Below are 25,154 nucleotides of genomic sequence, written 5' to 3'. Positions count from 1 at the left end.
TGTCCTAAATTTTGTTGTTATTCTGTTGAAACAGCTGGATCTGCTTGCTCCTTCACAGGGTTGATTTGTAGGAAATAGCTGCTAGGATCTTCTAGCATTTGTTTCACTTCATTAGCTTCTTCAACCTGTTGTTGCTTGAGTAAAGAATCATGGTAGAGAGAAAGAAGTTCGACGACATCTTTTTTCCCGACAGCATTTAATGATTCTAGGCTAACTTTTGCACCTTTTGCAATTCTGCGCTGAAGTGCTTCTTTCGTTAAGCCCATTTCAGGCTGATGACGAAGATACACTGCGCCACCAGTCATACCGGCACAAATCCATGGACCTGGATCACCAAGTACGAGACCGCGACCATTTGTCATATATTCAAACGCAAAGCCTTTAATGTTAGCATTCACTCCTAGGTTTCCATGTTCTTTCTCTGGAATTGGAGTCGTTACTTTTCCGCCGATAATCATATCCGCACCAGATAGACGAATACCGGCTCTGGCATCTGCGTTTCCTTGAACAACTAATGCACCTTTTTGAGCACCATAGCCGAAGCCTTTTCCGACGGAACCGTTATAAAGTGTACCGTTTTTCCCTTTATACTTGAAGACAAAAATGCTTCCGCCAAAAGCTGTTTTCCCGATGCCATCTTGGACACCGCCTTCAACTACAATATTGATACCACTGGAGTTATAGGCACCAAGTCCGTTACCAGGAATTGAGCCCTTTGTATAGCTTAAGTTGACATCAGGAAGCTGTAAGTAAGAGCCGTCAAGTCTTCCGCGAACGCGGTGACAGGAAACGCGGCTTCCTAATACACGTTGTTCCGCTGTAATTGCGTCGAATTGTCTAGATTGATGCAATTGATCCTCTTGATAGTCAAGATATTCTGCACCGGCAGCAACTAATAGTTTTTCTTTTTCCATACTTGCAGCCACTTCTTTTTGCGCCATTTGTGGTACTTCAAGTGTATGAAGGAGATTGGATAAATCCAATGCTTCCAATCCACGTGCTTGTTCTAGTAGATCAGAACGTCCAACGATATCCTGCAAGTTATCATATCCTAATGAAGCTGTTAACACTTTTAACTCATCACCAAAAGCAGAGAATAAATTCACTAATCCTTGAACCGCTAAATCAGATTGACGAGGAACAAAGCGGCGTAAGCCATGATCTTTTGCCTGTGCTTCGGTTTCTATTTGGGTCGCGATCCCAACATGACACGTATCTAAGTGACAGCCACGACATGTTGTACAACCAATAGCTACCATAGAAAGGGTACCGAAGCCGATCCGGTTAGCTCCTAGAAGCATGACCTTCATCACATCAAGTGCACTCTTAATTCCACCATCTGCCCAAATTTCCACTTTATTTCGGAGGCCAGATTCAATTAATGCATTATGTGCAGCTTTAACACCAATTTCTACAGGAAGTCCAACATACTGTAGGGCATGAATTCTTGCCGCACCAGTACCACCATCAAATCCGCTTATTGTAATAATGTCTGCTCCAGCTTTAGCAATACCTACTGCAATCGTACCGATATTTGGTACAACAGGAACTTTAACTGCTACTTTTGCTTGATCGTTTGCTGTTTTTAATTCAGCGATCATTTGTGCTAAATCTTCAATGGAATAGATATCATGGTTATTAGATGGCGAGATTAAGTCAGAACCAATCGTTGCATTACGAGCTTCTGCAATTTTCGCTGTTACTTTAGATCCTGGTAAGTGACCGCCTTCTCCTGGCTTTGCCCCTTGCCCAATTTTAATTTCTAAAAGGTTGGATGAGTTTAAGAGCTCAGCATTGACGCCGAAACGACCGGATGCCACTTGTTGGCCACGAGTTTTCGGATACTTACCTAACATATCCTTAATCTCTCCACCTTCACCGTTTAAACTAACCATATTAAGCTTATCGGCAGCTTCTGCATATGCTCTAAAAGCAACCTCGTTCTGCGAGCCAAATGACATGGAAGCAATCACGAATGGTAGGCTATGTCCGCCCACTCCGATATTTACGATTTCTTTCGGTACTTTTTTATTTGAAACCTTTAAATCGGTTAAGTGTCTAATCGTAATAGGATTATTTGTTTCTTGTTCGTTTAGTTTTTCACGATAGTCATCGTACGTACCATTCTTCGCTACATCACCGATAGCCTTCCAAATACGAGGAAAGAGGTGGAACGACTTTCCTGGACGAGCTTTTTCGTCTTCGAAATCCTTCGCTCGCTGTAAGGCATCTTCTTTTAAGTTAATAAAATTATAGCCTAATTGGTCAGAGCCTAAGAAGTTAACGATTCCCAATGCTTTTTCTAGATCTACGTGCAATCCAATGCTTGAGAATAAACGACCATATCCTCTTAACTCATGGATTCCAATTGTAGAAATAACCTTTTCCATTCCTTTTGTTAGCGCCTGGAATAAGTTTTTAACAGGTGTAGCCGTTTCATCACTAACTGTTCCAAATAAAAGATAAGGGCTAATCGCGTTTGCTCCAAGGCCAAGTGCGACCATTACGTCATGTAGAGAACGGATTGCACCAGAACGAAGGAGTAATGCACATTGACGACGGTATTGTTGTTTTACTAGTTCCTCATTAATTACAGCTGTTACAAGATGTGGATCTAACCAAAGTTGGCCGTCCTTATGGGCCTGTGCATCATCTATGATAAGAAGTGTTTTACCATCCTTGACAGCATCAACGGCTTCTACTTTTAACCTATCTAGAGCTGTAGCAATATCCTCTTGTTCTAGAAAAGTGGCATTAATATAGTAGGTTAATTTTCTAGTTTGGAACTGATGCACAATCTGATCATAAGAAGGCTGTTCCAGAACTCCCGAACAATCAGCACCAATCTGTCCTTCTATTAATAAAGGGGAAAGTAATTCTAGTGTGTAATCACTAGTTACAGACTCTGTACATCGTATAGCAGGTCTTGCTCCAAGAACAGTTCTAGTAGAGAAGTGTTCTGTTTCGCGATCACGATCAATGGCAGGGTTTGTAACAACTGCCACACTTTCTTTAATGAAATCTGCTATATTGTTTCTACCAGGATTCATTGCTGCCAATGGAACATCGTGGCCGAGAGAACGAATTGGCTCTGCCCCTTTTTCTGCCATTTGTTCGACCAGCTGAATATGCTCACGGTCCCAGCCAAATGCAGCATACTGCCCGTTATGGACTTTCGGTAGTGGAGAAGCAGATACGAATGATTCCAATTGAGGAATGTTTAAGCGATTGGCAAAAGCTTCGATTGCGAATTTTTTGCCAAAACGGTTGTAAACTTCCTCTTGATAAGCATGGTAGTCAAACACTTGAATATCCTCACCTTGCCACTTCATCCCGACCTTTTCACCAGGAGAGAAAGGTTTAGGCTCTGCCATATACTCACTTGTAGGAATAATTCCAGGCTCAGATGAAAAATAAAACGATGACTCGGTTTCCAACATCCAAAGTGGACGTAAACCTAATGCATCTAAACTAAATACTGCTTCATCCTTGTAGCGGGAGATAATCCCTGCTGGGCCTTGGGCAAAATGTCCCCAAGTTTCACGAATGTAAGCATATAAATCCTGTAAATGGGATGGATAACTTTTAATTTCATTTACAATTGGTGGAAATACAATATCTAGTGCTTCAAATAAAGTGAAGCCTTCACGTGCAATTAGTGTTTCAATTGTTCTATTTAAGTCTTGTGAATCACTGCCACCTTTTGTAAGTGGTACATTTAGCATTGTCGCTTCGTCACGAAGTTTTGCAATTGTATTTATTTCCCCATTATGACCAAGTACACTAAATGGTTGCACACGAAAGAAGTTTGAAAGTGTATTGGTAGAATAACGGTTATGGCCTAATGTCATAGTAGACGCAACAAGTGGGTTAGCTAGATCATGATAAAATTTCGGCAAAATATCCCCAGCACCCATTACTTTGTATACGGCATGGTAATTTGATAAGGAAGCCACATGGACATCATCATTTTTCTCAATATCAATTGCACACTGAAAAAGTTGTGCTTGTGTACAGGCTTGTTTTTCTGAAATAGCAGCAATTTGCCAAAAAACAGGATCTTGAATAATAGCAATCGGGCCTAAAGCTTCAGAAGAGGTAACAGTATCAGAAGAAAAAATAAGTTTAATAGACTCTTTTTCAAGTAGACTCGTAATCTCTTCTTTTACTGCTGGAACATCGACATGATGGTTAATGAAAAAATGACCGACAATAAAATCTTCTCTGTCAACAATTGAAGGGTCTTCCCCAATTGCTTCTAACTTTTGTTTCCATAAATCACGTGGGATATCAATGTGAATGCCTACACCATCACCTTCCCCGTTAATAAAACCTGCGCGGTGATTCATTTTTACTAGTGCATCTATGCAATCATCAATATTTTTCTTCGTAGGGATTTTTTTCTTTTCAATAGCGGATACGATTCCACAAGCATCATGCTCAGCATTGTGAAAATCTTTGAATGTACTTGGACTCCAATTTGTCATATCGATTGGCTTTAAACTAGGGATATAAGAGGGGACCCTAACTAGCCATTCACCTCCTGTAGTTTTAGTAGAAATGCGGGAGCACTTTCATCGTGCTTTATAGGTTGCGGTCGTCTAATATTCCGAATGGTTTTATATTTGTGTTTAAAAGGAATTTTCAGACTTTAATCTGTATATTAACACTTTACTAAGATAAAATCAATTTTTTATACAGAGTAACTGAAATGAAGAAAAACTGTGGGTGAGGGAAAGTGGTTGTCTGTAAGCGTTTTCAATAAATTTCATATAAAAGCGAAGTGAACAAATACACTTCGCTTTGTATAATTATGCATTATTTAATTCTTTAAATGCGTGCTCAACAGCCCCTAAAGTAATAGAAACGTCTTCTTTCGTATGAGCAGTTGTGACAAACCACGCTTCATACTTAGAAGGTGCCAAGTTAATTCCTTGATGTAACATCAGCTTAAAGAATTTAGCGAATTTCTCTCCATCTGTATTTTCGGCCTGCTCATAGTTAACAACCTTTTCGTCCGTAAAATAGATAGTAAGAGCACCTTTTAAACGATTAATCGTGATGGTAATCCCATATTTTTTTGCTCGTGCTAAAATGCCCTCTTCTAGTAGGCTACCTAAATAATCTAGATGCTCATATACTCCTTCATGTTGTAGAACCTCTAAGCAAGCAATACCAGAAAGAATAGATGCCGGATTTCCAGCCATCGTTCCTGCTTGATAAGCAGGTCCAAGTGGAGCCACTTTTTCCATAATATCTTTACGTCCGCCATACGCACCTATCGGTAATCCTCCACCAATAATCTTTCCAAGGGCCGTTAAGTCCGGCTTCACGCCTAGCATATCCTGTGCTCCCCCATACATGAAACGAAATGCTGTAATGACTTCATCATAGATAACAAGCGCTCCAGCTTCATGAGTAAGATCATTTACCTGCTGTAAGAATCCAGGCTTAGGCTCTACAATCCCGAAATTACCGACGATTGGTTCTACTAGAACTGCTGCGATTTGATCTCCCCATTTTTTTAGAGCTTCTTTATATGGTTCAATATCATTAAATGGAACCGTAATCACTTCGTTGGCAATACTTTTTGGTACTCCAGCAGAATCAGGTATTCCTAGGGTAGAAGGGCCAGATCCTGCGGCCACTAGCACTAAGTCAGAATGTCCATGGTAGCAACCAGCAAATTTAATGATTTTGTCACGACCAGTATAAGCACGAGCAACACGAATGGTCGTCATCACCGCTTCTGTCCCGGAATTTACGAAACGAACTTTCTCCATAGCAGGCATCGCTTCTTTAAGCATTTTGGCAAATTTCACTTCATGTGGGGTAGGCGTACCAAAGAGTACTCCGTTTTTTGCAGCATGCTCGATAGCTTTTGTAATATGAGGATGCGCATGTCCAGTAATAATTGGGCCATATGCAGCTAAATAATCAATATACTTATTGCCATCTACATCCCAGAAGTATGCTCCTTCTCCACGTTCCATTACTACTGGCGAACCGCCTCCTACTGCTTTATAGGATCGAGATGGGCTATTTACCCCGCCAACTATATGTTCAAGAGCCTCTTGATGTATTTGTTCAGATTTAGTGAAATTCATATGTATCCTCCTAGGTTTCTTCTATATATATGGATCTTGGTGCATGATAAGTTATTTTATCACGAATAGAAGCCGCGATAAAACCATGATCACTATGACCTCATTTAAAAATAGAAGGATAGTATCTATATTACATAGTGATGTTGCAAAAATTTTATAGAGAGGAAGCATGTAAAATAAAAGCATACCTACATAACACGAGCGTATATTGTATTAATAGCATGTCCGCAAATTGGGGGAGTAGGATGCTTTATTTAATTTTTATATTTTTTATTATACTTGCTATATTTATAAGCTTTTCGCATGTGTTTGCATCTGAAAGTCGGAGCATGCCATATGTTTCAAAAGAAACACTTATCCTGTTACTACTCATTTATTTGACCTTATTAATTGCATTTGGCCTATTATATACGGTATTTCATATCGAAGGCATACCAGTTTTAGTGGAAAATGGAGAAGAGATATCGGGGGGCTACTTTTCTGTATTTACCCATTCGGTTTATTTTAGTGCAATTACTATCTTAACTGTAGGATACGGAGATATTACCCCAATTGGGATAGGGCGAGTCATTGCTATGACAGAAGCTCTAATTGGTTTTGTAATGCCCGCAGCTTTTGTAGTTAGAGTAGTCCTCCACATGGATAGTAGAGATACGAAGAAAAAGTAAGTACTTCTATGTAAGGAAGAATGTAAATGCTCTGTTCTGTATCAGATAAGTTGAAAAAGCTGGATTAATTCGATAGGCTAAGAGAACAAGTTATTAATTGAAGGAGGATGAATAGTAATGACGATTGAATTAGGAAAACAAGCTCCTGACTTTTCTCTTCTAGCTAACTCGGGAGAAACGGTAAAGCTATCTGATTATAAAGGAAAAAATGTTGTGCTCTATTTTTATCCAAAAGACATGACACCAGGGTGTACAACGCAAGCATGTGATTTTCGGGATAAACATGAGGATTTTTCTAACTTGAATACGGTCATTCTTGGAGTGAGTCCAGATCCACAAGCCAAGCATGAAAAATTCATCGAAAAACACGGTCTCCCTTTTTTATTGCTAGTGGATGAAGATCACGCAGTAGCAGAATTGTATGAGGTTTGGAAGTTGAAAAAAAACTTTGGGAAAGAATACATGGGAATTGAACGCTCCACATTTATCATTGACAAAGAGGGACAAATCGCAAAAGAGTGGAGAAAAGTGAAAGTAAAAGGTCATGTGGAAGAAGCCCTTCAATACATTAAAGAAAACCTAAACTGACCAAGCCTATTTTTCAATAAATAAGGCAAACGTCTAATTCCAAATAAGGCTCCTATGAGTACTTTATAGTGTAGGGCATACCTCCTCAAAAGTTGACGTGTATAGAGAGTGTGAGCATCATACGGTGCTTACGCTCCTTTTTTGTATGGGTAAGAAAACGCACGGTGGATGGTGTAGTTAGTAAGGGTAGTGACGTCCAGCTCCAGCGCCTAGCATTTCTGAGGTCATAAGGCAGGTAAGCTTAACTTTTTCATGAAAATGAATGTACGGAGCTGTGTATTGGTAGTTCTATGTAAGAGGTTGATAATTTATAATATTGATTATTTTTCGTGTTTTCCTAGAACACTTCCATCTTCCTTTGATATTTATTATACTGAAATCTGGTTTTTACCCAGTTTTTTTGAAAATTTAATAGATTGAAAGGAGTATGACACAATGGAAAAAACAACTAAGAGACGTGGCTTTGTTATGCGTTCATTAGATTTTATTGAACGTGTTGGAAATAAACTTCCACACCCAGTAACGTTATTCGCTATTTTTTCATTACTAATAATTGTGGTATCAGGTGTGTTTTCTAGCCTCGGTGTTCAAGTAGATGATCCTATTAATGAGGGGGAGGTTCTTCAGGTAAAGAACTTACTAAGCTCTGAAGGAATAGCATATATCTTTCAAAGTGCAGTTAGTAACTTTACGGGATTTGCTCCACTTGGAACTGTCCTTGTTACAATGCTCGGTATCGGATTAGCCGAGAGGTCAGGTCTTATTAGCGCAGGGCTACGTGGACTTGTAACATCTGTACCAAGGCAGTTAATGACAGCTGCGCTTGTTTTTGGTGGTATTATGTCTTCTATGGCTGCAGATGCAGGATATGTTGTATTAACTCCTTTAGGAGCAGTATTATTTGCGGGATTAGGACGTCATCCTTTAGCCGGTTTAGCTGCTGCGTTTGCAGGAGTCTCTGCTGGTTTTAGTGCAAATCTCTTATTAACCTCTTTAGATCCATTATTAGGTTCTTTAACACAAGAAGCGGCTGCTTCGGTAAATCCTGAATATGCAGCTGGTATGAACTATATGATGAACTATTACTTTATGTTTGCGTCTGTATTCGTTTTAACAATTGTAGGTACATTCGTTACCGAGAAAATTGTAGAACCACGTCTTGGGGAATATAAAGGAGCATACAAAGGTGATGTAGATTACCTTAAACCTGAAGAGAAAAAAGGTTTATGGGCTGCATTATTTTCTTTTATTGCAACTATTGCTTTAGTAGCTTTATTAGTCGTTCCGTCTTGGGGGCCACTACGCGGAGATGGTGACATTCTTGAAGCGCCATTTTTCCATACACTAGTGCCTGTTATTTTAATCATGTTCTTCATTCCTGGTATTGTTTATGGAATTATTACGAAATCCATTAAAAATGACAAAGACGTTGCAAATCAAATGTCAGATACAATGGCAACGATGGGTGCTTACATTGTACTTGCCTTTGTAGCTGGGCAATTTGTTGCATATTTTAATGAAACAAAGTTAGGTATCGTGTTAGCAGTTAATGGTGCAGAGCTTATTCAAAACCTTGGATTTGATAGCGATAATAGAATGATGGGGATTTTATTAATTCTTGCATTTATTATTGTTACGGGATTTATTAACTTATTCATTGGTAGTGCGTCTGCAAAATGGGCAATCATGGCACCTGTATTTGTACCGATGATGATGGGACTAGGTTATTCTCCTGAACTTACTCAGTTAGCCTATCGTATCGCTGATTCCACGACCAATATTATTTCACCGTTAATGCCTTACTTTGCTATCGTTATCGCTTTCGCTCAGAAATACGATAAGAAGGTTGGGATTGGAACCTTAATATCTACAATGATTCCATATTCCATCTTCTTCACAATTGTTTGGGTTGCTATGTTAATTATCTGGATGTTAACAGGTCAACCATTAGGGCCAAATGCACCAATAGAATATATGGGTTAAAAAATGAAATGTCTCTAAGGTTCTGACAACCTTTTTTACACTAATTAAAAAAACACCTGTTTGTCTTTGGACAAGCAGGTGTTTTTTTGATTAGATTAAGTAAAAGAACTTGTTACATAACGGAGGCGGAAGACATGCAAGTCGTTTCAACTTTTGTACCAACAGAAAAGGAATTAATAGAAGACTTAGAGAATACCTTTCCGACGATTACGTTTTCTTTTTATGAAAAAATAGATCTTGTTCCTGAAGAGGAATGGTCCGAAGCGGAAATTATCGTAACTTATGGAGAAGACTTAACAGCTGCTCATATCGAATCAGCATTACACTTAAAGTGGATTATGGTTACCTCAGCAGGAATGGAACTAATGCCGTTATCCGCAATTAAGCAACGAAACATTTTAGTGACAAACGCAAAAGGCATTCATAAAATTCCGATGGCAGAGTATACCATTTCCATGATGCTACAGGTTGCTCGTAATACGAAAATACTTATTGAGAACGAAAAGGCAGGGACATGGAACCGCGCCGTACCGATTGCTGAACTACATGGGCAAGCAATTGCAATTATAGGTGCAGGTTCCATTGGAGGAGAAATTGCCCGGTTAGCAAAAGCCTTTCAAATGAAAACGCTTGGAGTAAATCGAAATGGAGGAAAAGTTACCTTTGTTGACGAAATTTACTCCATGAATGATTTAGATATTGTACTGCCAAAAGCGGATTTTATCGTAAACGTTCTGCCTAGTACATCCGAAACAAAACATATTTTACAGGCAAAGCATTTCTCTTTAATGAAGAAGAGTGCTGTCTTTTTGAATGTCGGCCGGGGAGACGTTGTGGATGAAACGACGTTAATCCATGCATTAGAGAATGGAGAAATTGCCCATGTAGTATTGGATGTTTTCGAACAAGAACCATTGCAGGACAGACATGTTTTCTGGAAAATGCCGAACGTAACGGTTACACCACATTTATCAAGTAGAACGAAATACTATCAGCCTCGTGCGCTAAAAATATTCAAACATAATTTACACGTTTATTTGGAAAAGGAAAACGAATTTCAAAACATAATTAATGTTGAGAGGGGATACTAAATATGAAGATTTATACGAAAACAGGAGACAAAGGACAAACATCATTAGTATATGGACAACGAGTCGATAAAAACCACGCGCGTGTAGAAGCGTATGGCACATGTGATGAAGCAAACTCGATGATCGGCTTAGCGCTATCTTATTTAAAAGATGAGGATTTTGTAAAAAAAGATGAGTTGTTACAATCCTTCCATTCCATTCAAACTGTCCTCTTTCATGTTGGTGCGGAACTTGCAACGCCACCTGGAAAAGAAGTGAAATGGAAGTTAACAGAAAAACATATAGTTAACCTTGAAGAGGAAATGGATATGCTTGATGCTAAACTCCCACCTCTGAAGAACTTTGTTTTACCTGGCGGATCACAAGCTGGAGCCGCTCTGCATTGTGCACGAACAATTGTAAGAAGAGCTGAGCGATCAGCGGTCAGCTTAAGTGAAGAACTTTCACAAAACGTACTCGCCTATCTTAACCGTCTCTCTGATTATTTATTTGTCGTTGCTAGATACGTAAATGCGCAATTAAAACAGGAAGAACCTATACTAAATCCAGAGGTTTCTTAATATCTATATTATAAAGATCAAGATTGACAAAAAGATAAAATTCAAGGTACACTATTTATAAATATTATAAAGTAATAATCTTTATGAAAAGAGAGGTGCATGACTGTGGCAACCGAACAATTAAAAGAAGCGCTCGAAACACTGAAGCAAACTGGAGTTCGTATCACTCCACAGCGTCATGCGATTTTAGAGTATCTTATTCAATCTATGTCTCACCCAACAGCTGATGATATATATAAAGCGCTTGAAGGGAAATTCCCTAATATGAGTGTTGCTACTGTTTATAACAATTTACGCGTGTTTCGTGAGGTTGGTTTAGTAAAAGAACTAACGTACGGAGATAACTCTAGTCGTTTCGATTATGTAACAACAGATCATTATCATTTAATATGTGATGAGTGTGGCAAAATTGTTGACTTTCATTATCCTGGATTAGATGAAGTAGAAGCTCTTGCAGCGCATGTAACGGGATTTAAAGTAACACGTCACCGTATGGAGATTTACGGAGTCTGCCCTGAGTGTAATAAAGGTGCTCATTAAAAGTATTTAAAAAAAGAAAGCTGATAGGGCTCCCTATCAGCTTTCTTTTTTGCGATTATAGTTTTCGTTAAACTCTTTACCTTCTAAATTAGGATCCATGGTTAAAGGCTCATTGCAATACATACACATATCTACACGACCAAGCACTTTAGTAACCTTCTCGCAATTTGGACAAACTACTTGTATAGCTTTTGTCGAAAGCATTCCAATCCAGAAATATACCACAGTAGAACCTACGATACACAATAACCCTAATAGCATGAACAAGGTCATTACAATCATACTACTTTGAAAGAAGATACCTATATACATGACAAAAAAGCCGATAAAAACAAGGCTCAGTGCAAAGGTACGTATTTTATTAATCTTACTCGAATATTTACCTGCCATAATTCAAACCTCCTAAATCACTATAATATCACAAATCATGATAAAAAGTAGGTAGTAAAACCTTCTATAAAACATTATAGAAATTGAAGCATTTATACCATTAGTTGACGGAATGTTCTGGATTACAATGCGATAGAAGGTTTTTTATAAAAAGTGTCGAATAGTAGGGGGAAACTCTTTTAATATGGAGGTCTTAATGATGGAAGATTTACTTCGTCCGATATATCAAGAACGTGCAAGTCAATCTAATACACAGGGTATCTTAATGATAGAAAAAAGAAATCCTATCAGCCCAAACACAGATAAGTTTGATGTGATTTTATTTATGGTGGTCCGGGAACTTGAAGAGTCACTTTTTATTAAACATTATGAGATGCAAGATAAAAAGGCGGCACTTTACATCGCAAGTGAAGAAAAAGTAGAGGAATGGATTACCCTTGGAACCAACAGGAGAGTAATTGATTGGATTATTAACGGAAAGGTTTTATTTGATCGTAATGAATATATCTATAATCTAAAAGACAAACTTTTAGACTTTCCTTTAGAAGATAGGAAACTAAAAATCGGAATTGAATTCTCAAAACTAATAAGAAGATACTTAGAAGGAAAAGACTTTTTTGATTCTAAACATTATCTAGACGCCTACAATCATATTGTTCACTCTTTACATCACTTAGCAAGATTAGCGGTAATCGATCACGGATTCCACCCAGAATTGACCGTTTGGAATCAAGTGAAAAAAATCGAGCCAGAAATCTATAAACTTTATGAAGAGTTAATAGAAGGAGATGAACCAATTGATAAGAGACTAGAGCTTCTTTTCTTGGCTAGTGAGTTTTTGATTTACTCGCGAACTAAAACAGGGGCGAAACATCTGTTGGAGGTAATGAGTGAAAAAGAAGAGTCCTGGTCTTACCATGAAATGCTTCATCATGCTCAGTTATCTAAATACTCGGTAGACCTTAGTGTGCTAGTAGGTTATTTAGTTGAAAAAGGATATATTGACGTTCTACAAGTGGAAACAAAAGGTAAGGGAGTTTTTCATAGGAAGTATAGCGTTGTAAAAGAATAAACAACTCCTTTTTATCAAACTCATAAAGGGAATAACTCTCTAAGTTTTCGCTATAATTAGAGAAGGTTATTCCCGGATTGGGTAGAGAGGATAAGTAAGTATTAAATTATTTTAAAAAAGTTTAAAAGTAGTGTTGACGTAACTGATTCAATCATGGTATATTATTATTCGTCGCCGCAGTAAGAAACAAATTGCGAGACAAACAAGAAACAAAAAATAAAAAAACATGTTGACTTAAAACACTGAAACATGTTATATTAATAAAGTCGCTTCTGAGCGATTGGCTGATTGAAATGATCTTTGAAAACTAAACAAAACAACAGCGTCCACGTTAATCTATTGTGATTAACAAAGAACGAAAAAGCAACACAAGCTAGTCAAATTTTGAGCAAATGCTCAAACTCTTTATTGGAGAGTTTGATCCTGGCTCAGGACGAACGCTGGCGGCGTGCCTAATACATGCAAGTCGAGCGGACTTACAAAAGCTTGCTTTTGTAAGTTAGCGGCGGACGGGTGAGTAACACGTGGGCAACCTGCCCTTAAGACTGGGATAACTTCGGGAAACCGGAGCTAATACCGGATAATATAAAGAACCTCCTGGTTCTTTATTGAAAGATGGTTTCGGCTATCGCTTATGGATGGGCCCGCGGCGCATTAGCTAGTTGGTGAGGTAACGGCTCACCAAGGCAACGATGCGTAGCCGACCTGAGAGGGTGATCGGCCACACTGGGACTGAGACACGGCCCAGACTCCTACGGGAGGCAGCAGTAGGGAATCTTCCACAATGGACGAAAGTCTGATGGAGCAACGCCGCGTGAGTGATGAAGGCCTTCGGGTCGTAAAGCTCTGTTGTTAGGGAAGAACAAGTGCGAGAGTAACTGCTCGCACCTTGACGGTACCTAACCAGAAAGCCACGGCTAACTACGTGCCAGCAGCCGCGGTAATACGTAGGTGGCAAGCGTTGTCCGGAATTATTGGGCGTAAAGCGCGCGCAGGTGGTTTCTTAAGTCTGATGTGAAAGCCCACGGCTCAACCGTGGAGGGTCATTGGAAACTGGGGAACTTGAGTGCAGAAGAGGAAAGTGGAATTCCAAGTGTAGCGGTGAAATGCGTAGAGATTTGGAGGAACACCAGTGGCGAAGGCGACTTTCTGGTCTGTAACTGACACTGAGGCGCGAAAGCGTGGGGAGCAAACAGGATTAGATACCCTGGTAGTCCACGCCGTAAACGATGAGTGCTAAGTGTTAGAGGGTTTCCGCCCTTTAGTGCTGCAGCTAACGCATTAAGCACTCCGCCTGGGGAGTACGGTCGCAAGACTGAAACTCAAAGGAATTGACGGGGGCCCGCACAAGCGGTGGAGCATGTGGTTTAATTCGAAGCAACGCGAAGAACCTTACCAGGTCTTGACATCCTCTGCCAACCCTAGAGATAGGGCGTTCCCCTTCGGGGGACAGAGTGACAGGTGGTGCATGGTTGTCGTCAGCTCGTGTCGTGAGATGTTGGGTTAAGTCCCGCAACGAGCGCAACCCTTGATCTTAGTTGCCAGCATTCAGTTGGGCACTCTAAGGTGACTGCCGGTGACAAACCGGAGGAAGGTGGGGATGACGTCAAATCATCATGCCCCTTATGACCTGGGCTACACACGTGCTACAATGGACGGTACAAAGGGCAGCAAAACCGCGAGGTCGAGCCAATCCCAGAAAACCGTTCTCAGTTCGGATTGCAGGCTGCAACTCGCCTGCATGAAGCCGGAATCGCTAGTAATCGCGGATCAGCATGCCGCGGTGAATACGTTCCCGGGCCTTGTACACACCGCCCGTCACACCACGAGAGTTTGTAACACCCGAAGTCGGTGGGGTAACCTTTTGGAGCCAGCCGCCTAAGGTGGGACAGATGATTGGGGTGAAGTCGTAACAAGGTAGCCGTATCGGAAGGTGCGGCTGGATCACCTCCTTTCTAAGGAAAAAGACGCTGTTTGTTTTGTTTAGTTTTGAGAGAGCATTCTCTCAAATGATTATATACGCACTGAAATTCCTCCTTAATATGATGGAAATCAGTCGCTATGTATGTTCTTTGAAAACTAGATAACGTAAGTAATATCAAGATACATTCACAAGTATCGTTCATCTTAGTAATTTTCTTTTAGATAACATCGCTGTTATCGAAAAACACGACAATTAAGTTTGTCAACGGTTAAGTTATTAAGGGCGCACGGTGGATGCCTTGGCACTAGGAGCCGATGAAGGACGGGACTAACACCGATATGCTTCGGGGAGCTGTAAGTAAGCTTTGATCCGGAGATTTCCGAATGGGGAAACCCACTACTCGTAATGGAGTAGTATCTTTACCTGAATACATAGGGTACTGAAGGCAGACCCGGGGAACTGAAACATCTTAGTACCCGGAGGAAGAGAAAGCAAATGCGATTTCCTGAGTAGCGGCGAGCGAAACGGAATTAGCCCAAACCAAGAGGCTTGCCTCTTGGGGTTGTAGGACACTCAACATGGAGTTACAAAGGAACGGGGTAAATGAAGCGACCTGGAAAGGTCCGTCGTAGAAGGTAAAAACCCTGTAGTTGAAACTTCGTTCCCTCCTGAGTGGATCCTGAGTACGGCGGGACACGAGAAATCCCGTCGGAAGCAGGGAGGACCATCTCCCAAGGCTAAATACTCCCTAGTGACCGATAGTGAACCAGTACCGTGAGGGAAAGGTGAAAAGCACCCCGGAAGGGGAGTGAAATAGATCCTGAAACCGTGTGCCTACAAGTAGTTAGAGCCCGTTAATGGGTGATAGCGTGCCTTTTGTAGAATGAACCGGCGAGTTACGATCCCGTGCAAGGTTAAGTCGATGAGACGGAGCCGTAGCGAAAGCGAGTCTGAATAGGGCGAATGAGTACGTGGTCGTAGACCCGAAACCAGGTGATCTACCCATGTCCAGGGTGAAGTTCAGGTAACACTGAATGGAGGCCCGAACCGACTCACGTTGAAAAGTGAGCGGATGAGGTGTGGGTAGGGGTGAAATGCCAATCGAACCTGGAGATAGCTGGTTCTCTCCGAAATAGCTTTAGGGCTAGCCTCATATGTTAGAGTCTTGGAGGTAGAGCACTGATTGGACTAGGGGTCCTCATCGGATTACCGAATTCAGTCAAACTCCGAATGCCAAAGACTTATCTATGGGAGTCAGACTGCGAGTGATAAGATCCGTAGTCAAGAGGGAAACAGCCCAGACCGCCAGCTAAGGTCCCAAAGTATACGTTAAGTGGAAAAGGATGTGGAGTTGCTTAGACAACCAGGATGTTGGCTTAGAAGCAGCCACCATTTAAAGAGTGCGTAATAGCTCACTGGTCGAGTGACTCTGCGCCGAAAATGTACCGGGGCTAAACGTATCACCGAAGCTGCGGACTGTTCTTTGAACAGTGGTAGGAGAGCGTTCTAAGGGCGTTGAAGCTAGACCGGAAGGACTGGTGGAGCGCTTAGAAGTGAGAATGCCGGTATGAGTAGCGAAAGAAGGGTGAGAATCCCTTCCACCGAATGCCTAAGGTTTCCTGAGGAAGGCTCGTCCGCTCAGGGTTAGTCGGGACCTAAGCCGAGGCCGAAAGGCGTAGGCGATGGATAACAGGTTGATATTCCTGTACCACCTCCACTCCGTTTGAGCAATGGGGGGACGCAGAAGGATAGGGTAAGCGCGCTGTTGGATATGCGCGTCCAAGCAGCAAGGCTGAGAAGTAGGCAAATCCGCTTCTCATATAAGGCTGAGCTGTGATGGCGAGGGAAATATAGTACCGAAGTTCCTGATTTCACACTGCCAAGAAAAGCCTCTAGCGAGGAGTATGGTGCCCGTACCGCAAACCGACACAGGTAGGCGAGGAGAGAATCCTAAGGTGAGCGAGAGAACTCTGGTTAAGGAACTCGGCAAAATGACCCCGTAACTTCGGGAGAAGGGGTGCTCTGTTAGGGTGTTAAAGCCCGAGAGAGCCGCAGTGAATAGGCCCAGGCGACTGTTTAGCAAAAACACAGGTCTCTGCGAAGCCGTAAGGCGAAGTATAGGGGCTGACGCCTGCCCGGTGCTGGAAGGTTAAGGGGAGAGGTTAGCGCAAGCGAAGCTTTGAACCGAAGCCCCAGTAAACGGCGGCCGTAACTATAACGGTCCTAAGGTAGCGAAATTCCTTGTCGGGTAAGTTCCGACCCGCACGAAAGGCGTAACGATCTGGGCACTGTCTCAACCAGAGACTCGGTGAAATTATAGTACCTGTGAAGATGCAGGTTACCCGCGACAGGACGGAAAGACCCCGTGGAGCTTTACTGTAGCCTGATATTGAATTTTGGTACAGCTTGTACAGGATAGGTAGGAGCCTGAGAAGCCGGAGCGCTAGCTTCGGTGGAGGCGTCGGTGGGATACTACCCTGGCTGTATTGAAATTCTAACCCGCAGCCCTTATCGGGCTGGGAGACAGTGTCAGGTGGGCAGTTTGACTGGGGCGGTCGCCTCCTAAAGAGTAACGGAGGCGCCCAAAGGTTCCCTCAGAATGGTTGGAAATCATTCGTAGAGTGTAAAGGCACAAGGGAGCTTGACTGCGAGACCTACAAGTCGAGCAGGGACGAAAGTCGGGCTTAGTGATCCGGTGGTTCCGCATGGAAGGGCCATCGCTCAACGGATAAAAGCTACCCCGGGGATAACAGGCTTATCTCCCCCAAGAGTCCACATCGACGGGGAGGTTTGGCACCTCGATGTCGGCTCATCGCATCCTGGGGCTGTAGTCGGTCCCAAGGGTTGGGCTGTTCGCCCATTAAAGCGGTACGCGAGCTGGGTTCAGAACGTCGTGAGACAGTTCGGTCCCTATCCGTCGTGGGCGCAGGAAATTTGAGAGGAGCTGTCCTTAGTACGAGAGGACCGGGATGGACGCACCTCTGGTGTACCAGTTGTCTTGCCAAAGGCATAGCTGGGTAGCTACGTGCGGACGGGATAAGTGCTGAAAGCATCTAAGCATGAAGCCCCCCTCAAGATGAGATTTCCTTTAGCTTCGGCTAGTAAGATCCCTGAAAGATGATCAGGTAGATAGGTTCGAGGTGGAAGCGTGGCGACATGTGCAGCTGACGAATACTAATCGATCGAGGACTTAACCCAAAAACAATGAACGATACTTAGTGAATCTTGATATGAAAATACGTTATCTAGTTTTGAAAGAATATAAAAAGAGGAATATTCTCTTGTTTTCTTTCTGAAAAACATATAATATTATTTGTCTGGTGGCGATAGCGAAGAGGTCACACCCGTTCCCATACCGAACACGGAAGTTAAGCTCTTCAGCGCCGATGGTAGTTGGGGGCTGTCCCCCTGTGAGAGTAGGACGTTGCCAGGCTTGTATTGATCCACCATAGCTCAGCGGTAGAGCATTCGGCTGTTAACCGAAGGGTCGTAGGTTCGAATCCTACTGGTGGAGCCAATATGGAGAGCTGTCCGAGTGGCCGAAGGAGCACGATTGGAAATCGTGTAGACGGTCAACGCCGTCTCAAGGGTTCAAATCCCTTGCTCTCCGCCATTATATACTGGCCCGTTGGTCAAGCGGTTAAGACACCGCCCTTTCACGGCGGTAACACGGGTTCGAATCCCGTACGGGTCACCAACATCTGGAGGATTAGCTCAGCTGGGAGAGCACCTGCCTTACAAGCAGGGGGTCGGCGGTTCGATCCCGTCATCCTCCACCATTTTTTGAAAAGCATTACTTATATTATCGCGGGGTGGAGCAACGAGCATATGCTTCTTGCAAAAACTTCGAGTTGTACCGATTGACATACATCTCTAATTAAGCTTTTAGAGGTCGGGACAGTTGGTATGAAAAGAGCATCAGAAACAATTATTTCTTAATATTATCGCGGGGTGGAGCAGTTCGGTAGCTCGTCGGGCTCATAACCCGAAGGTCGCAGGTTCAAATCCTGTCCCCGCAACCAAAATGGTCCCGTGGTGTAGCGGTTAACATGCCTGCCTGTCACGCAGGAGATCGCCGGTTCGATCCCGGTCGGGACCGCCATTTTTCTTAGATAATTAAATTAGGCTCGGTAGCTCAGTTGGTAGAGCAATGGACTGAAAATCCATGTGTCGGCGGTTCGATTCCGTCCCGAGCCACCATTTTTCAAATGCCGGTGTAGCTCAGTTGGTAGAGCAACTGACTTGTAATCAGTAGGTCGTGGGTTCGACTCCTATCGCCGGCACCAGAAACATGGAGGGGTAGCGAAGTGGCTAAACGCGGCGGACTGTAAATCCGCTCCTTCGGGTTCGGCAGTTCGAATCTGCCCCCCTCCACCATTTTTAAAAATAGTAACACTTTTAACTCTAGGGGCATAGTTTAACGGTAGAACAGAGGTCTCCAAAACCTCCGGTGTGGGTTCGATTCCTACTGCCCCTGCCAATTTAAATTTTATATTATGGCGGGTGTGGCGAAGTGGTTAACGCACCTGATTGTGGTTCAGGCATTCGTGGGTTCGATTCCCATCATTCGCCCCATATAATATTAAATTGATTTAAGATTAATATAATTGTTATTATAAAATAATTAAAGAATAAGTTACATTATAGATTCATGGAAGAGATTTATAATGTTTCATCAGTGGGCTATAGCCAAGCGGTAAGGCATCGCACTTTGACTGCGACATGCGTTGGTTCGAATCCAGCTAGCCCAGCCATTTTGCGGAAGTAGTTCAGTGGTAGAACACCACCTTGCCAAGGTGGGGGTCGCGGGTTCGAATCCCGTCTTCCGCTCCATATAATTTTTAGGCGGCATAGCCAAGTGGTAAGGCCAAGGTCTGCAAAACCTTTATCACCGGTTCAAATCCGGTTGCCGCCTCCACTATTTTAATATTAAGCTATTTATAATAAGCCGGGGTGGCGGAACTGGCAGACGCACAGGACTTAAAATCCTGCGGTAGGTGACTACCGTACCGGTTCGATTCCGGTCCTCGGCACCATTTTAATATTTGTTTCATTACGCCGGTGTGGCGGAATTGGCAGACGCGCACGACTCAAAATCGTGTTCCTTCTGGAGTGTCGGTTCGACCCCGACCACCGGTATCAGTTACACAGGAAATAAAAAAGAAACGAATGGAATATGCGGGTGTAGTTTAATGGTAAAACCTCAGCCTTCCAAGCTGATGTCGTGGGTTCGATTCCCATCACCCGCTCCATACATAATATTTAACGCAGTGTCTCGTTTATCAAAACGATACATTGCGTTTTTTGTTTGTAAAAATTTTTAGATTATTTAATGGAAGAAAGATACCGTAAGATGTAAAAGAGAAGAAGCAGATTAGTATTTTCTTATCAGAAGTAAGTGATTTCTATAAAAGCAAAACAAAGTGCAGGAGTGACTTAAGCTCCTGCACAAGAACTTTCATTAATATAACCTAGAAATTATTATAAAGAATCTTCTATTAGATTTATACAGATTATATTATTTTTTGCTACTTTAGTACTTGGTTTTATCGTTTGGTCATTAATTAAAATAGAGCCATTTCGAATTTTGTTTGTAATGGTTATTCTGCTCCAGTCTGGAATTTGATTGGAGAGAAGGCTATCAATTCGATAAGTACCGGAAACATGTTTAAGGGTAATATATACTGCTGATATTCCTGTAGCAGTATAGGAAGTAACAGGGATTTCTGTTAAGGAATTTTCCTGTTGCGTTATTTGTTTTCCATATACTTTTGCATGGTCATGGTGTGTTTTGTAGATAGCTAACTTTTTATTCCAAGTATGATTCTGTTCACATTTATAGATGGCAAATCGATATATATGTTTACCGTTCGAATTGTGCCTACGAATATTTGTATCGGTAAATCTTGAGTTTTTGCCGCACATCTTGCAGTGTTTTACTTCTCTTTGAACTGTGTTTTTTTGAAAAAGTTCCCATGTATGAGTAATTACTGACATGTCCTTCACCTCGTATTAAGATTAAGGAACAATAGCATCCGTTTGGATGTTGGCAGTATTCATAATTATTTAGAAAAAGGCTGTTTACAGATAGATTGTTGCTTCTTGAACGAATTAGGTATTAACCAGTAAATCAATGTCCACATGATTTTTTTACTAGGCTCTGTTAAACAATATATTTGGCACGGAAATCATCAGAGAGTTTAACAGCTAACCTTACGATAATCAGGGTAGCCTTTTTACTAAATGATCTTTGGAAATAACAAAAAGAGGCCCCATAATAGGACCTCTGAAAGCATACGAAACTGCTGGTTTGCTTTTGTTCCTTTGTAATGGAAATGGGCGCACTTCTCCCTTGGTTAAAAACGTTTGTTTTTTTGGGAGATAGCTATCCAGTTGGATGGTCCATTACAAAGTAAATGATGGCATACTAGTTTCCTGTATCCTTTCTTCCAAACAGATTTGTTTACACTTTACCATAAAATCCATAATTTTGAAATATTTCTTTTAAAAAACATACTTTTTGCTCACTATTATTAAAATACTACTTTATGATTGCTTGTTCCCCCATGTACTTGAATAAACATTTCGCTAATAGCATTTAGCATTTCTTTACACTCGTTAATGTCCATGGATGGTTTAAAATAGATGATGTGTATTGCATCCTTAGTGGATTCTGAGACAGCGGTTCTTTTACTGTCTACAAAAGGACTACCAAATGGGCCAATGTGATCCGCAGTATGTAGCATGTTCTTCAGGCTTATTTCTCGACCGTTTAGCCCTTCAAATGTATCATGATCCCCTCCAATTCGGAAGTCGATGTCTTCTCTTACATGGGAAGCATCGTAGATACCAAGTGGGATCTCATACTTTAGTGAAAAGAAATTATTTAAATCGACTGCAGAGTTAAAGGGGTTAAGAAAATCTCCCTTTTTTATACGACGATATAAGGCTTCAACAGAGGGACGATATCTGGATGGATCGGTACCTGTCTTTTTGAAAATGGAACGCCATTCTCTGATTCCTATGATGTCTTTCATATCTTTATCTTCTAAGTCTAATAAAAGTGATTCTTGAAAGAGTCTGATTCTTCCCTTGAGCATTTGTGGAGAGTGACTAATCGTGATATCTTCATAATGTATGATTCCATATTTAGAGGAAGGAACATAATCCTTCACATATTGATTTATCGTTACTAGCAAACTTTTCATTCCTTTCCATTGTTTGATTATGGTAAGTGTATCATAAATTCATTAGGATATAGGAAGATTGAAATTTTTTATGATTAAGGAGGTGTTCACCTTGAATAGGGACAACCAGCAGTTGAAAAATGACATTATTGCGTACAGTAAAGAAATTGGTATAGATAAGATTGGATTTGCAAGTGCAGATGTTTTTACTACGCTTAAAGAGAGATTAGAGGTTCAGCAGGAGCTTGGGTATCAGTCAGGGTTTGAGGAGCCTGATATTGAAAAGCGAACGAATCCGTTATTATTGCTACCACAGGCTAGATCCATTATTGCAATTGCACTGGCTTATCCATCTAAAATGAAGGATGCACCGAGAAGTACGCGGGAGGATCGAAGAGGGATTTTCTGTCGTGCATCTTGGGGAGTCGACTATCATGTAGTTTTGAGAGAGAAGTTGCAAAAGCTTGAAGCCTTTATTTTGGAGAAAAGGCCAGATGCTCTCACTAGATCGATGGTTGATACAGGAGAGCTTAGTGATCGAGCTGTGGCTGAGCGTGCGGGTATCGGCTGGAGTGGTAAGAACTGTATGATTATAACGCCTGAGTTTGGTTCGTATGTGTATTTAGGAGAAATGATAACGACGATAGCTTTGGAGCCAGATAGACCTATTGAGGACCAATGTGGGTCATGCAACAAGTGTGTGGAAGGTTGTCCGACTGGTGCATTAGTTCAGGGCGGACAGCTTGATTCAAATAAATGCATTGCTTTTTTAACGCAAACAAAAGGTTTTTTGCCAGAACAGTATCGTACGAAAATCGGTAACAGGATATACGGCTGTGATACTTGTCAAACAATTTGTCCGAAAAATAAAGGGATGGATTTTCATTTGCATCCTGAAATGGAGCCTGATCCAGAGATTGTTAAGCCGAAGCTGAAGCCACTTTTAACTATCTCGAATCGAGAGTTTCGTGAGAAGTTCGGGAAAATTTCTGGTTCATGGCGTGGAAAGAAGCCGATTCAACGTAATGCGATTTTAGCTTTGGCACACTTTAAAGATAAGACGGCGATCCCTGATTTGATGGATCTGATGATAAAGGATAGCCGTCCTGTTATTCGTGGTACTGCTGCATGGGCTATTGGGAAAATTGGAGACCAAAGTGCCCATGAGTTCTTGATAAGTAGTAAAGAAAAAGAGCAGGATGAGGAAGTGCTCAAAGAAATAGAAAAAGGGATTAAGTTTTTAGAAGATGCAAGGCGGGAGGTAACTTAACTTCTCGTCTTTTTCCTATTCTCAACTTTCCTTAATGTTTATCAGTTTCCCATCATATTATGATAATAAGGATAATATAATGGGGGTTTTTTGATGAGAGAAAAGCTAAAGCTACATATACAGAGTCGATTAGATAAATATGTCTATAGAAGTAAGCATTCTGGTAGAGTAATCATCAATTCAGATACGATTAGTCAAAAGCAAGAAATGCATGAACGCCGAGGGGCAGATATTGTAAAATGTTCTGCAACGGGGAGAATTCTATCGATGATGAAAGAGGGAAGAGACGAGGCGGCTATTTATGAAATTCATATCCGTTATTTAGTGAGGCAAAAAGAAGAATTGTATGTTGAAGAGGAAGTGAACGATCGGTATGTACTTTGGTCAGGTGATGAGGTAGTACAGGATTATTCTATAAATGAGGAAGGAACGTCGGAATATGGATGTTCGATTCCCCCAATCGAAGAGGAAGTAGAACCGAATAGGAACTATCGTTTTACTTACAATAGGATGGAAGCAGTTCGTTATGCTGAGCAATGGTGGAATACTTTTAATCCGAAATATAAAAAGTTTGATGTGGATTGTACGAATTATATTTCGCAGTGCTTGCATGCTGGTGGAGCCCCAATGGTAGGGTACCCTAATAAAAGTAGCGGTTGGTGGATGAGAAATAATTCCTGGAGCTATACGTGGACAGTAGCTCATGCTTTGCGTTGGTATTTACCGAGTGCGAAGTCTGGGATCAAAGGGAAAGAAGTTTCTCGTGCTGAACAGTTAAAGCCAGGGGACGTAATTTGCTATGATTTTCAAGGAGATGGGCGATTTGACCATAATACGATTGTTGTAGCGAAAGACCCAAATGGTGAACCCCTCGTAAATGCACATACTTATAATAGTAGAATGAGGTATTGGAAGTATGAGGATTCAACTGCATATACTCCAAATATAAAATATAAGTTTTTTCATATTCTTGATAGGAAATAGAGGTTGATTCTTGTTTCATAAAAAGGTATTGTTGTATAGGATATATTTTCGGTGAAAATAGAGGTGAATATTGTGGGATTACATGTTGTTTTATATCAACCAGAGATTCCAGCTAATACAGGAAACATTGCACGTACTTGTGCAGCGACGAATACGACGTTACATTTAATCAGACCTTTAGGGTTTTCAACAGATGATAAAATGTTAAAACGTGCTGGTCTCGATTATTGGGAATTTGTGAATGTTGTATATTATGACTCATTAGATGAACTATTCGAGAAAAATAAAAATGCGGAATTTTTCTATATTACTAAGTTCGGTACGAAGCCGCATAGCTCGTTTGATTATAGTAGTATGGAAAAAGATTATTTCTTCGTGTTTGGCAGAGAGACAACAGGCTTACCGAAAGATTTAATACAGAATAATTTAGAGCAGTGTTTGCGTTTACCAATGACGACGAATGTTCGATCTTTAAACTTATCAAATACAGCAGCAATATTAATTTATGAAGCATTACGTCAGCAGGATTATCCTAATCTTTCGTTAGAGTTTCCAGAAGAATAGCACAAACTAAAGACCTCCTATAAAAGGAGGTCTTTTTGTGTGAAGCTTATGAAATTATTTTTTACGTACACCCGGTTTTCCATCATAACCAGCTGTGAAAATTGCAGTTAAGAAAGCTAAGCACACGCCTAAAATTAAATAAGTTCCTATTCCCATGTCTCATTTCCTCCTTATGTAAGGTAAAGTTCATGTAAGCATACTATCTATATTATATCCCAAAGGACAA

At 41.3% G+C, this 25,154-nt stretch carries 15 protein-coding genes, 17 tRNA genes and 3 rRNA genes; 30 read left to right on the top strand and 5 right to left on the bottom strand.

Annotated elements, in window-relative coordinates:
- Positions 1-17: 17 nt before the first annotated feature.
- A complete protein-coding gene (locus BK580_RS18440) occupies positions 18-4,487 on the bottom strand; it encodes a glutamate synthase-related protein (protein ID WP_078381745.1) in 4,470 nt (1,489 codons plus the stop codon).
- Between the two features lie 324 nt (positions 4,488-4,811).
- The gene (locus tag BK580_RS18435) at positions 4,812-6,107 is read right to left on the bottom strand and encodes a glutamate-1-semialdehyde 2,1-aminomutase (RefSeq protein ID WP_078381744.1); all 1,296 of its coding nucleotides are present in this window, start codon (positions 6,105-6,107) and stop codon (positions 4,812-4,814) included.
- A 245-nt stretch (positions 6,108-6,352) separates the two neighbouring features.
- Between BK580_RS18435 and BK580_RS18430 the strand changes: the two genes are divergently transcribed.
- From BK580_RS18430 to perR, 6 genes are all read left to right on the top strand, one after another.
- Positions 6,353-6,775, top strand: a complete 423-nt coding sequence (locus BK580_RS18430; RefSeq protein ID WP_169865119.1) for a potassium channel family protein — start codon at positions 6,353-6,355, stop codon at positions 6,773-6,775.
- 117 nt (positions 6,776-6,892) lie between these two features.
- On the top strand, positions 6,893-7,363 hold the full coding sequence (bcp, locus tag BK580_RS18425) for a thioredoxin-dependent thiol peroxidase (RefSeq protein WP_078381742.1): 471 nt from the start codon (positions 6,893-6,895) through the stop codon (positions 7,361-7,363).
- Between the two features lie 435 nt (positions 7,364-7,798).
- On the top strand, positions 7,799-9,346 hold the full coding sequence (locus tag BK580_RS18420) for an AbgT family transporter (RefSeq protein WP_078381741.1): 1,548 nt from the start codon (positions 7,799-7,801) through the stop codon (positions 9,344-9,346).
- Between the two features lie 134 nt (positions 9,347-9,480).
- A complete protein-coding gene (locus tag BK580_RS18415) occupies positions 9,481-10,437 on the top strand; it encodes a D-2-hydroxyacid dehydrogenase (RefSeq protein WP_078381740.1) in 957 nt (318 codons plus the stop codon).
- A gap of 2 nt (positions 10,438-10,439) precedes the next feature.
- The gene (locus BK580_RS18410) at positions 10,440-10,997 is read left to right on the top strand and encodes a cob(I)yrinic acid a,c-diamide adenosyltransferase (protein ID WP_078381739.1); all 558 of its coding nucleotides are present in this window, start codon (positions 10,440-10,442) and stop codon (positions 10,995-10,997) included.
- Between the two features lie 105 nt (positions 10,998-11,102).
- On the top strand, positions 11,103-11,537 hold the full coding sequence (perR, locus tag BK580_RS18405) for a peroxide-responsive transcriptional repressor PerR (RefSeq protein WP_169865117.1): 435 nt from the start codon (positions 11,103-11,105) through the stop codon (positions 11,535-11,537).
- A 36-nt stretch (positions 11,538-11,573) separates the two neighbouring features.
- On the opposite strand, the gene BK580_RS18400 is transcribed toward perR, so the two are convergent.
- The gene (locus BK580_RS18400) at positions 11,574-11,927 is read right to left on the bottom strand and encodes a YgzB family protein (protein WP_078381737.1); all 354 of its coding nucleotides are present in this window, start codon (positions 11,925-11,927) and stop codon (positions 11,574-11,576) included.
- 199 nt (positions 11,928-12,126) lie between these two features.
- On the opposite strand from BK580_RS18400, the gene BK580_RS18395 reads away from it, so the two are divergent.
- From BK580_RS18395 to BK580_RS18295, 21 genes are all read left to right on the top strand, one after another.
- Positions 12,127-12,999 (top strand): nucleotidyltransferase-like protein, encoded by an 873-nt coding sequence (locus BK580_RS18395; RefSeq protein WP_078381736.1) that lies wholly within the window; start codon positions 12,127-12,129, stop codon positions 12,997-12,999.
- Positions 13,000-13,404: 405 nt separating this feature from the next.
- A 16S ribosomal RNA gene (locus BK580_RS18390) occupies positions 13,405-14,954 on the top strand.
- A gap of 235 nt (positions 14,955-15,189) precedes the next feature.
- Positions 15,190-18,121 (top strand): 23S ribosomal RNA (locus BK580_RS18385).
- Positions 18,122-18,239: 118 nt separating this feature from the next.
- A 5S ribosomal RNA gene (gene rrf / locus BK580_RS18380) occupies positions 18,240-18,356 on the top strand.
- Together the 16S, 23S and 5S rRNA genes with 17 tRNA genes alongside form the textbook arrangement of a ribosomal RNA operon.
- Before the next feature lie 9 nt (positions 18,357-18,365).
- Positions 18,366-18,440 (top strand) — tRNA-Asn (locus BK580_RS18375).
- A 4-nt stretch (positions 18,441-18,444) separates the two neighbouring features.
- A tRNA-Ser gene (locus tag BK580_RS18370) sits at positions 18,445-18,536 on the top strand.
- Positions 18,537-18,545: 9 nt separating this feature from the next.
- Positions 18,546-18,620: transfer RNA gene (locus tag BK580_RS18365), tRNA-Glu, on the top strand.
- A gap of 6 nt (positions 18,621-18,626) precedes the next feature.
- Positions 18,627-18,702: transfer RNA gene (locus BK580_RS18360), tRNA-Val, on the top strand.
- A 166-nt stretch (positions 18,703-18,868) separates the two neighbouring features.
- Positions 18,869-18,945, top strand: a tRNA-Met gene (locus tag BK580_RS18355).
- 4 nt (positions 18,946-18,949) lie between these two features.
- Positions 18,950-19,025: transfer RNA gene (locus BK580_RS18350), tRNA-Asp, on the top strand.
- Positions 19,026-19,047: 22 nt separating this feature from the next.
- A tRNA-Phe gene (locus BK580_RS18345) sits at positions 19,048-19,123 on the top strand.
- 10 nt (positions 19,124-19,133) lie between these two features.
- Positions 19,134-19,209 (top strand) — tRNA-Thr (locus BK580_RS18340).
- Positions 19,210-19,216: 7 nt separating this feature from the next.
- Positions 19,217-19,300: transfer RNA gene (locus tag BK580_RS18335), tRNA-Tyr, on the top strand.
- A 29-nt stretch (positions 19,301-19,329) separates the two neighbouring features.
- Positions 19,330-19,403: transfer RNA gene (locus tag BK580_RS18330), tRNA-Trp, on the top strand.
- 19 nt (positions 19,404-19,422) lie between these two features.
- Positions 19,423-19,498 (top strand) — tRNA-His (locus tag BK580_RS18325).
- Positions 19,499-19,602: 104 nt separating this feature from the next.
- Positions 19,603-19,677, top strand: a tRNA-Gln gene (locus BK580_RS18320).
- 4 nt (positions 19,678-19,681) lie between these two features.
- Positions 19,682-19,756 (top strand) — tRNA-Gly (locus tag BK580_RS18315).
- An 11-nt stretch (positions 19,757-19,767) separates the two neighbouring features.
- Positions 19,768-19,841 (top strand) — tRNA-Cys (locus tag BK580_RS18310).
- Between the two features lie 29 nt (positions 19,842-19,870).
- A tRNA-Leu gene (locus BK580_RS18305) sits at positions 19,871-19,959 on the top strand.
- Positions 19,960-19,980: 21 nt separating this feature from the next.
- Positions 19,981-20,062: transfer RNA gene (locus tag BK580_RS18300), tRNA-Leu, on the top strand.
- Between the two features lie 39 nt (positions 20,063-20,101).
- Positions 20,102-20,175: transfer RNA gene (locus tag BK580_RS18295), tRNA-Gly, on the top strand.
- 229 nt (positions 20,176-20,404) lie between these two features.
- Here the strand turns inward: BK580_RS18295 and BK580_RS18290 are convergent.
- Together BK580_RS18290 and BK580_RS18285 are read right to left on the bottom strand one after the other, a co-directional pair.
- Positions 20,405-20,920 carry a hypothetical protein gene (locus BK580_RS18290; protein WP_078381735.1) on the bottom strand — a complete coding sequence of 172 codons (516 nt, stop codon included), beginning with the start codon at positions 20,918-20,920 and terminating at the stop codon, positions 20,405-20,407.
- A gap of 536 nt (positions 20,921-21,456) precedes the next feature.
- Positions 21,457-22,131, bottom strand: a complete 675-nt coding sequence (locus BK580_RS18285; protein WP_139364927.1) for a B3/B4 domain-containing protein — start codon at positions 22,129-22,131, stop codon at positions 21,457-21,459.
- 91 nt (positions 22,132-22,222) lie between these two features.
- Between BK580_RS18285 and queG the strand changes: the two genes are divergently transcribed.
- The 3 genes from queG (at position 22,223) to trmL (ending at position 24,928) form a co-directional block, all read left to right on the top strand.
- The gene (gene queG / locus BK580_RS18280) at positions 22,223-23,380 is read left to right on the top strand and encodes a tRNA epoxyqueuosine(34) reductase QueG (RefSeq protein ID WP_235864068.1); all 1,158 of its coding nucleotides are present in this window, start codon (positions 22,223-22,225) and stop codon (positions 23,378-23,380) included.
- A 93-nt stretch (positions 23,381-23,473) separates the two neighbouring features.
- A complete protein-coding gene (locus BK580_RS18275; protein ID WP_078381732.1) occupies positions 23,474-24,364 on the top strand; it encodes an amidase domain-containing protein in 891 nt (296 codons plus the stop codon).
- Positions 24,365-24,427: 63 nt separating this feature from the next.
- Positions 24,428-24,928, top strand: coding sequence for a tRNA (uridine(34)/cytosine(34)/5-carboxymethylaminomethyluridine(34)-2'-O)-methyltransferase TrmL (trmL, locus tag BK580_RS18270; RefSeq protein ID WP_139365003.1), 501 nt, complete (start codon positions 24,428-24,430; stop codon positions 24,926-24,928).
- Positions 24,929-25,154: the final 226 nt, after the last annotated feature.

This window comes from Sutcliffiella halmapala (assembly GCF_002019665.1).
Lineage (GTDB): Bacteria > Bacillota > Bacilli > Bacillales > Bacillaceae_I > Sutcliffiella_A > Sutcliffiella_A halmapala.
The sequence above is the reverse complement of the archived record's forward strand: the minus strand, read 5'-3'. Positions and strand labels throughout refer to the sequence as shown.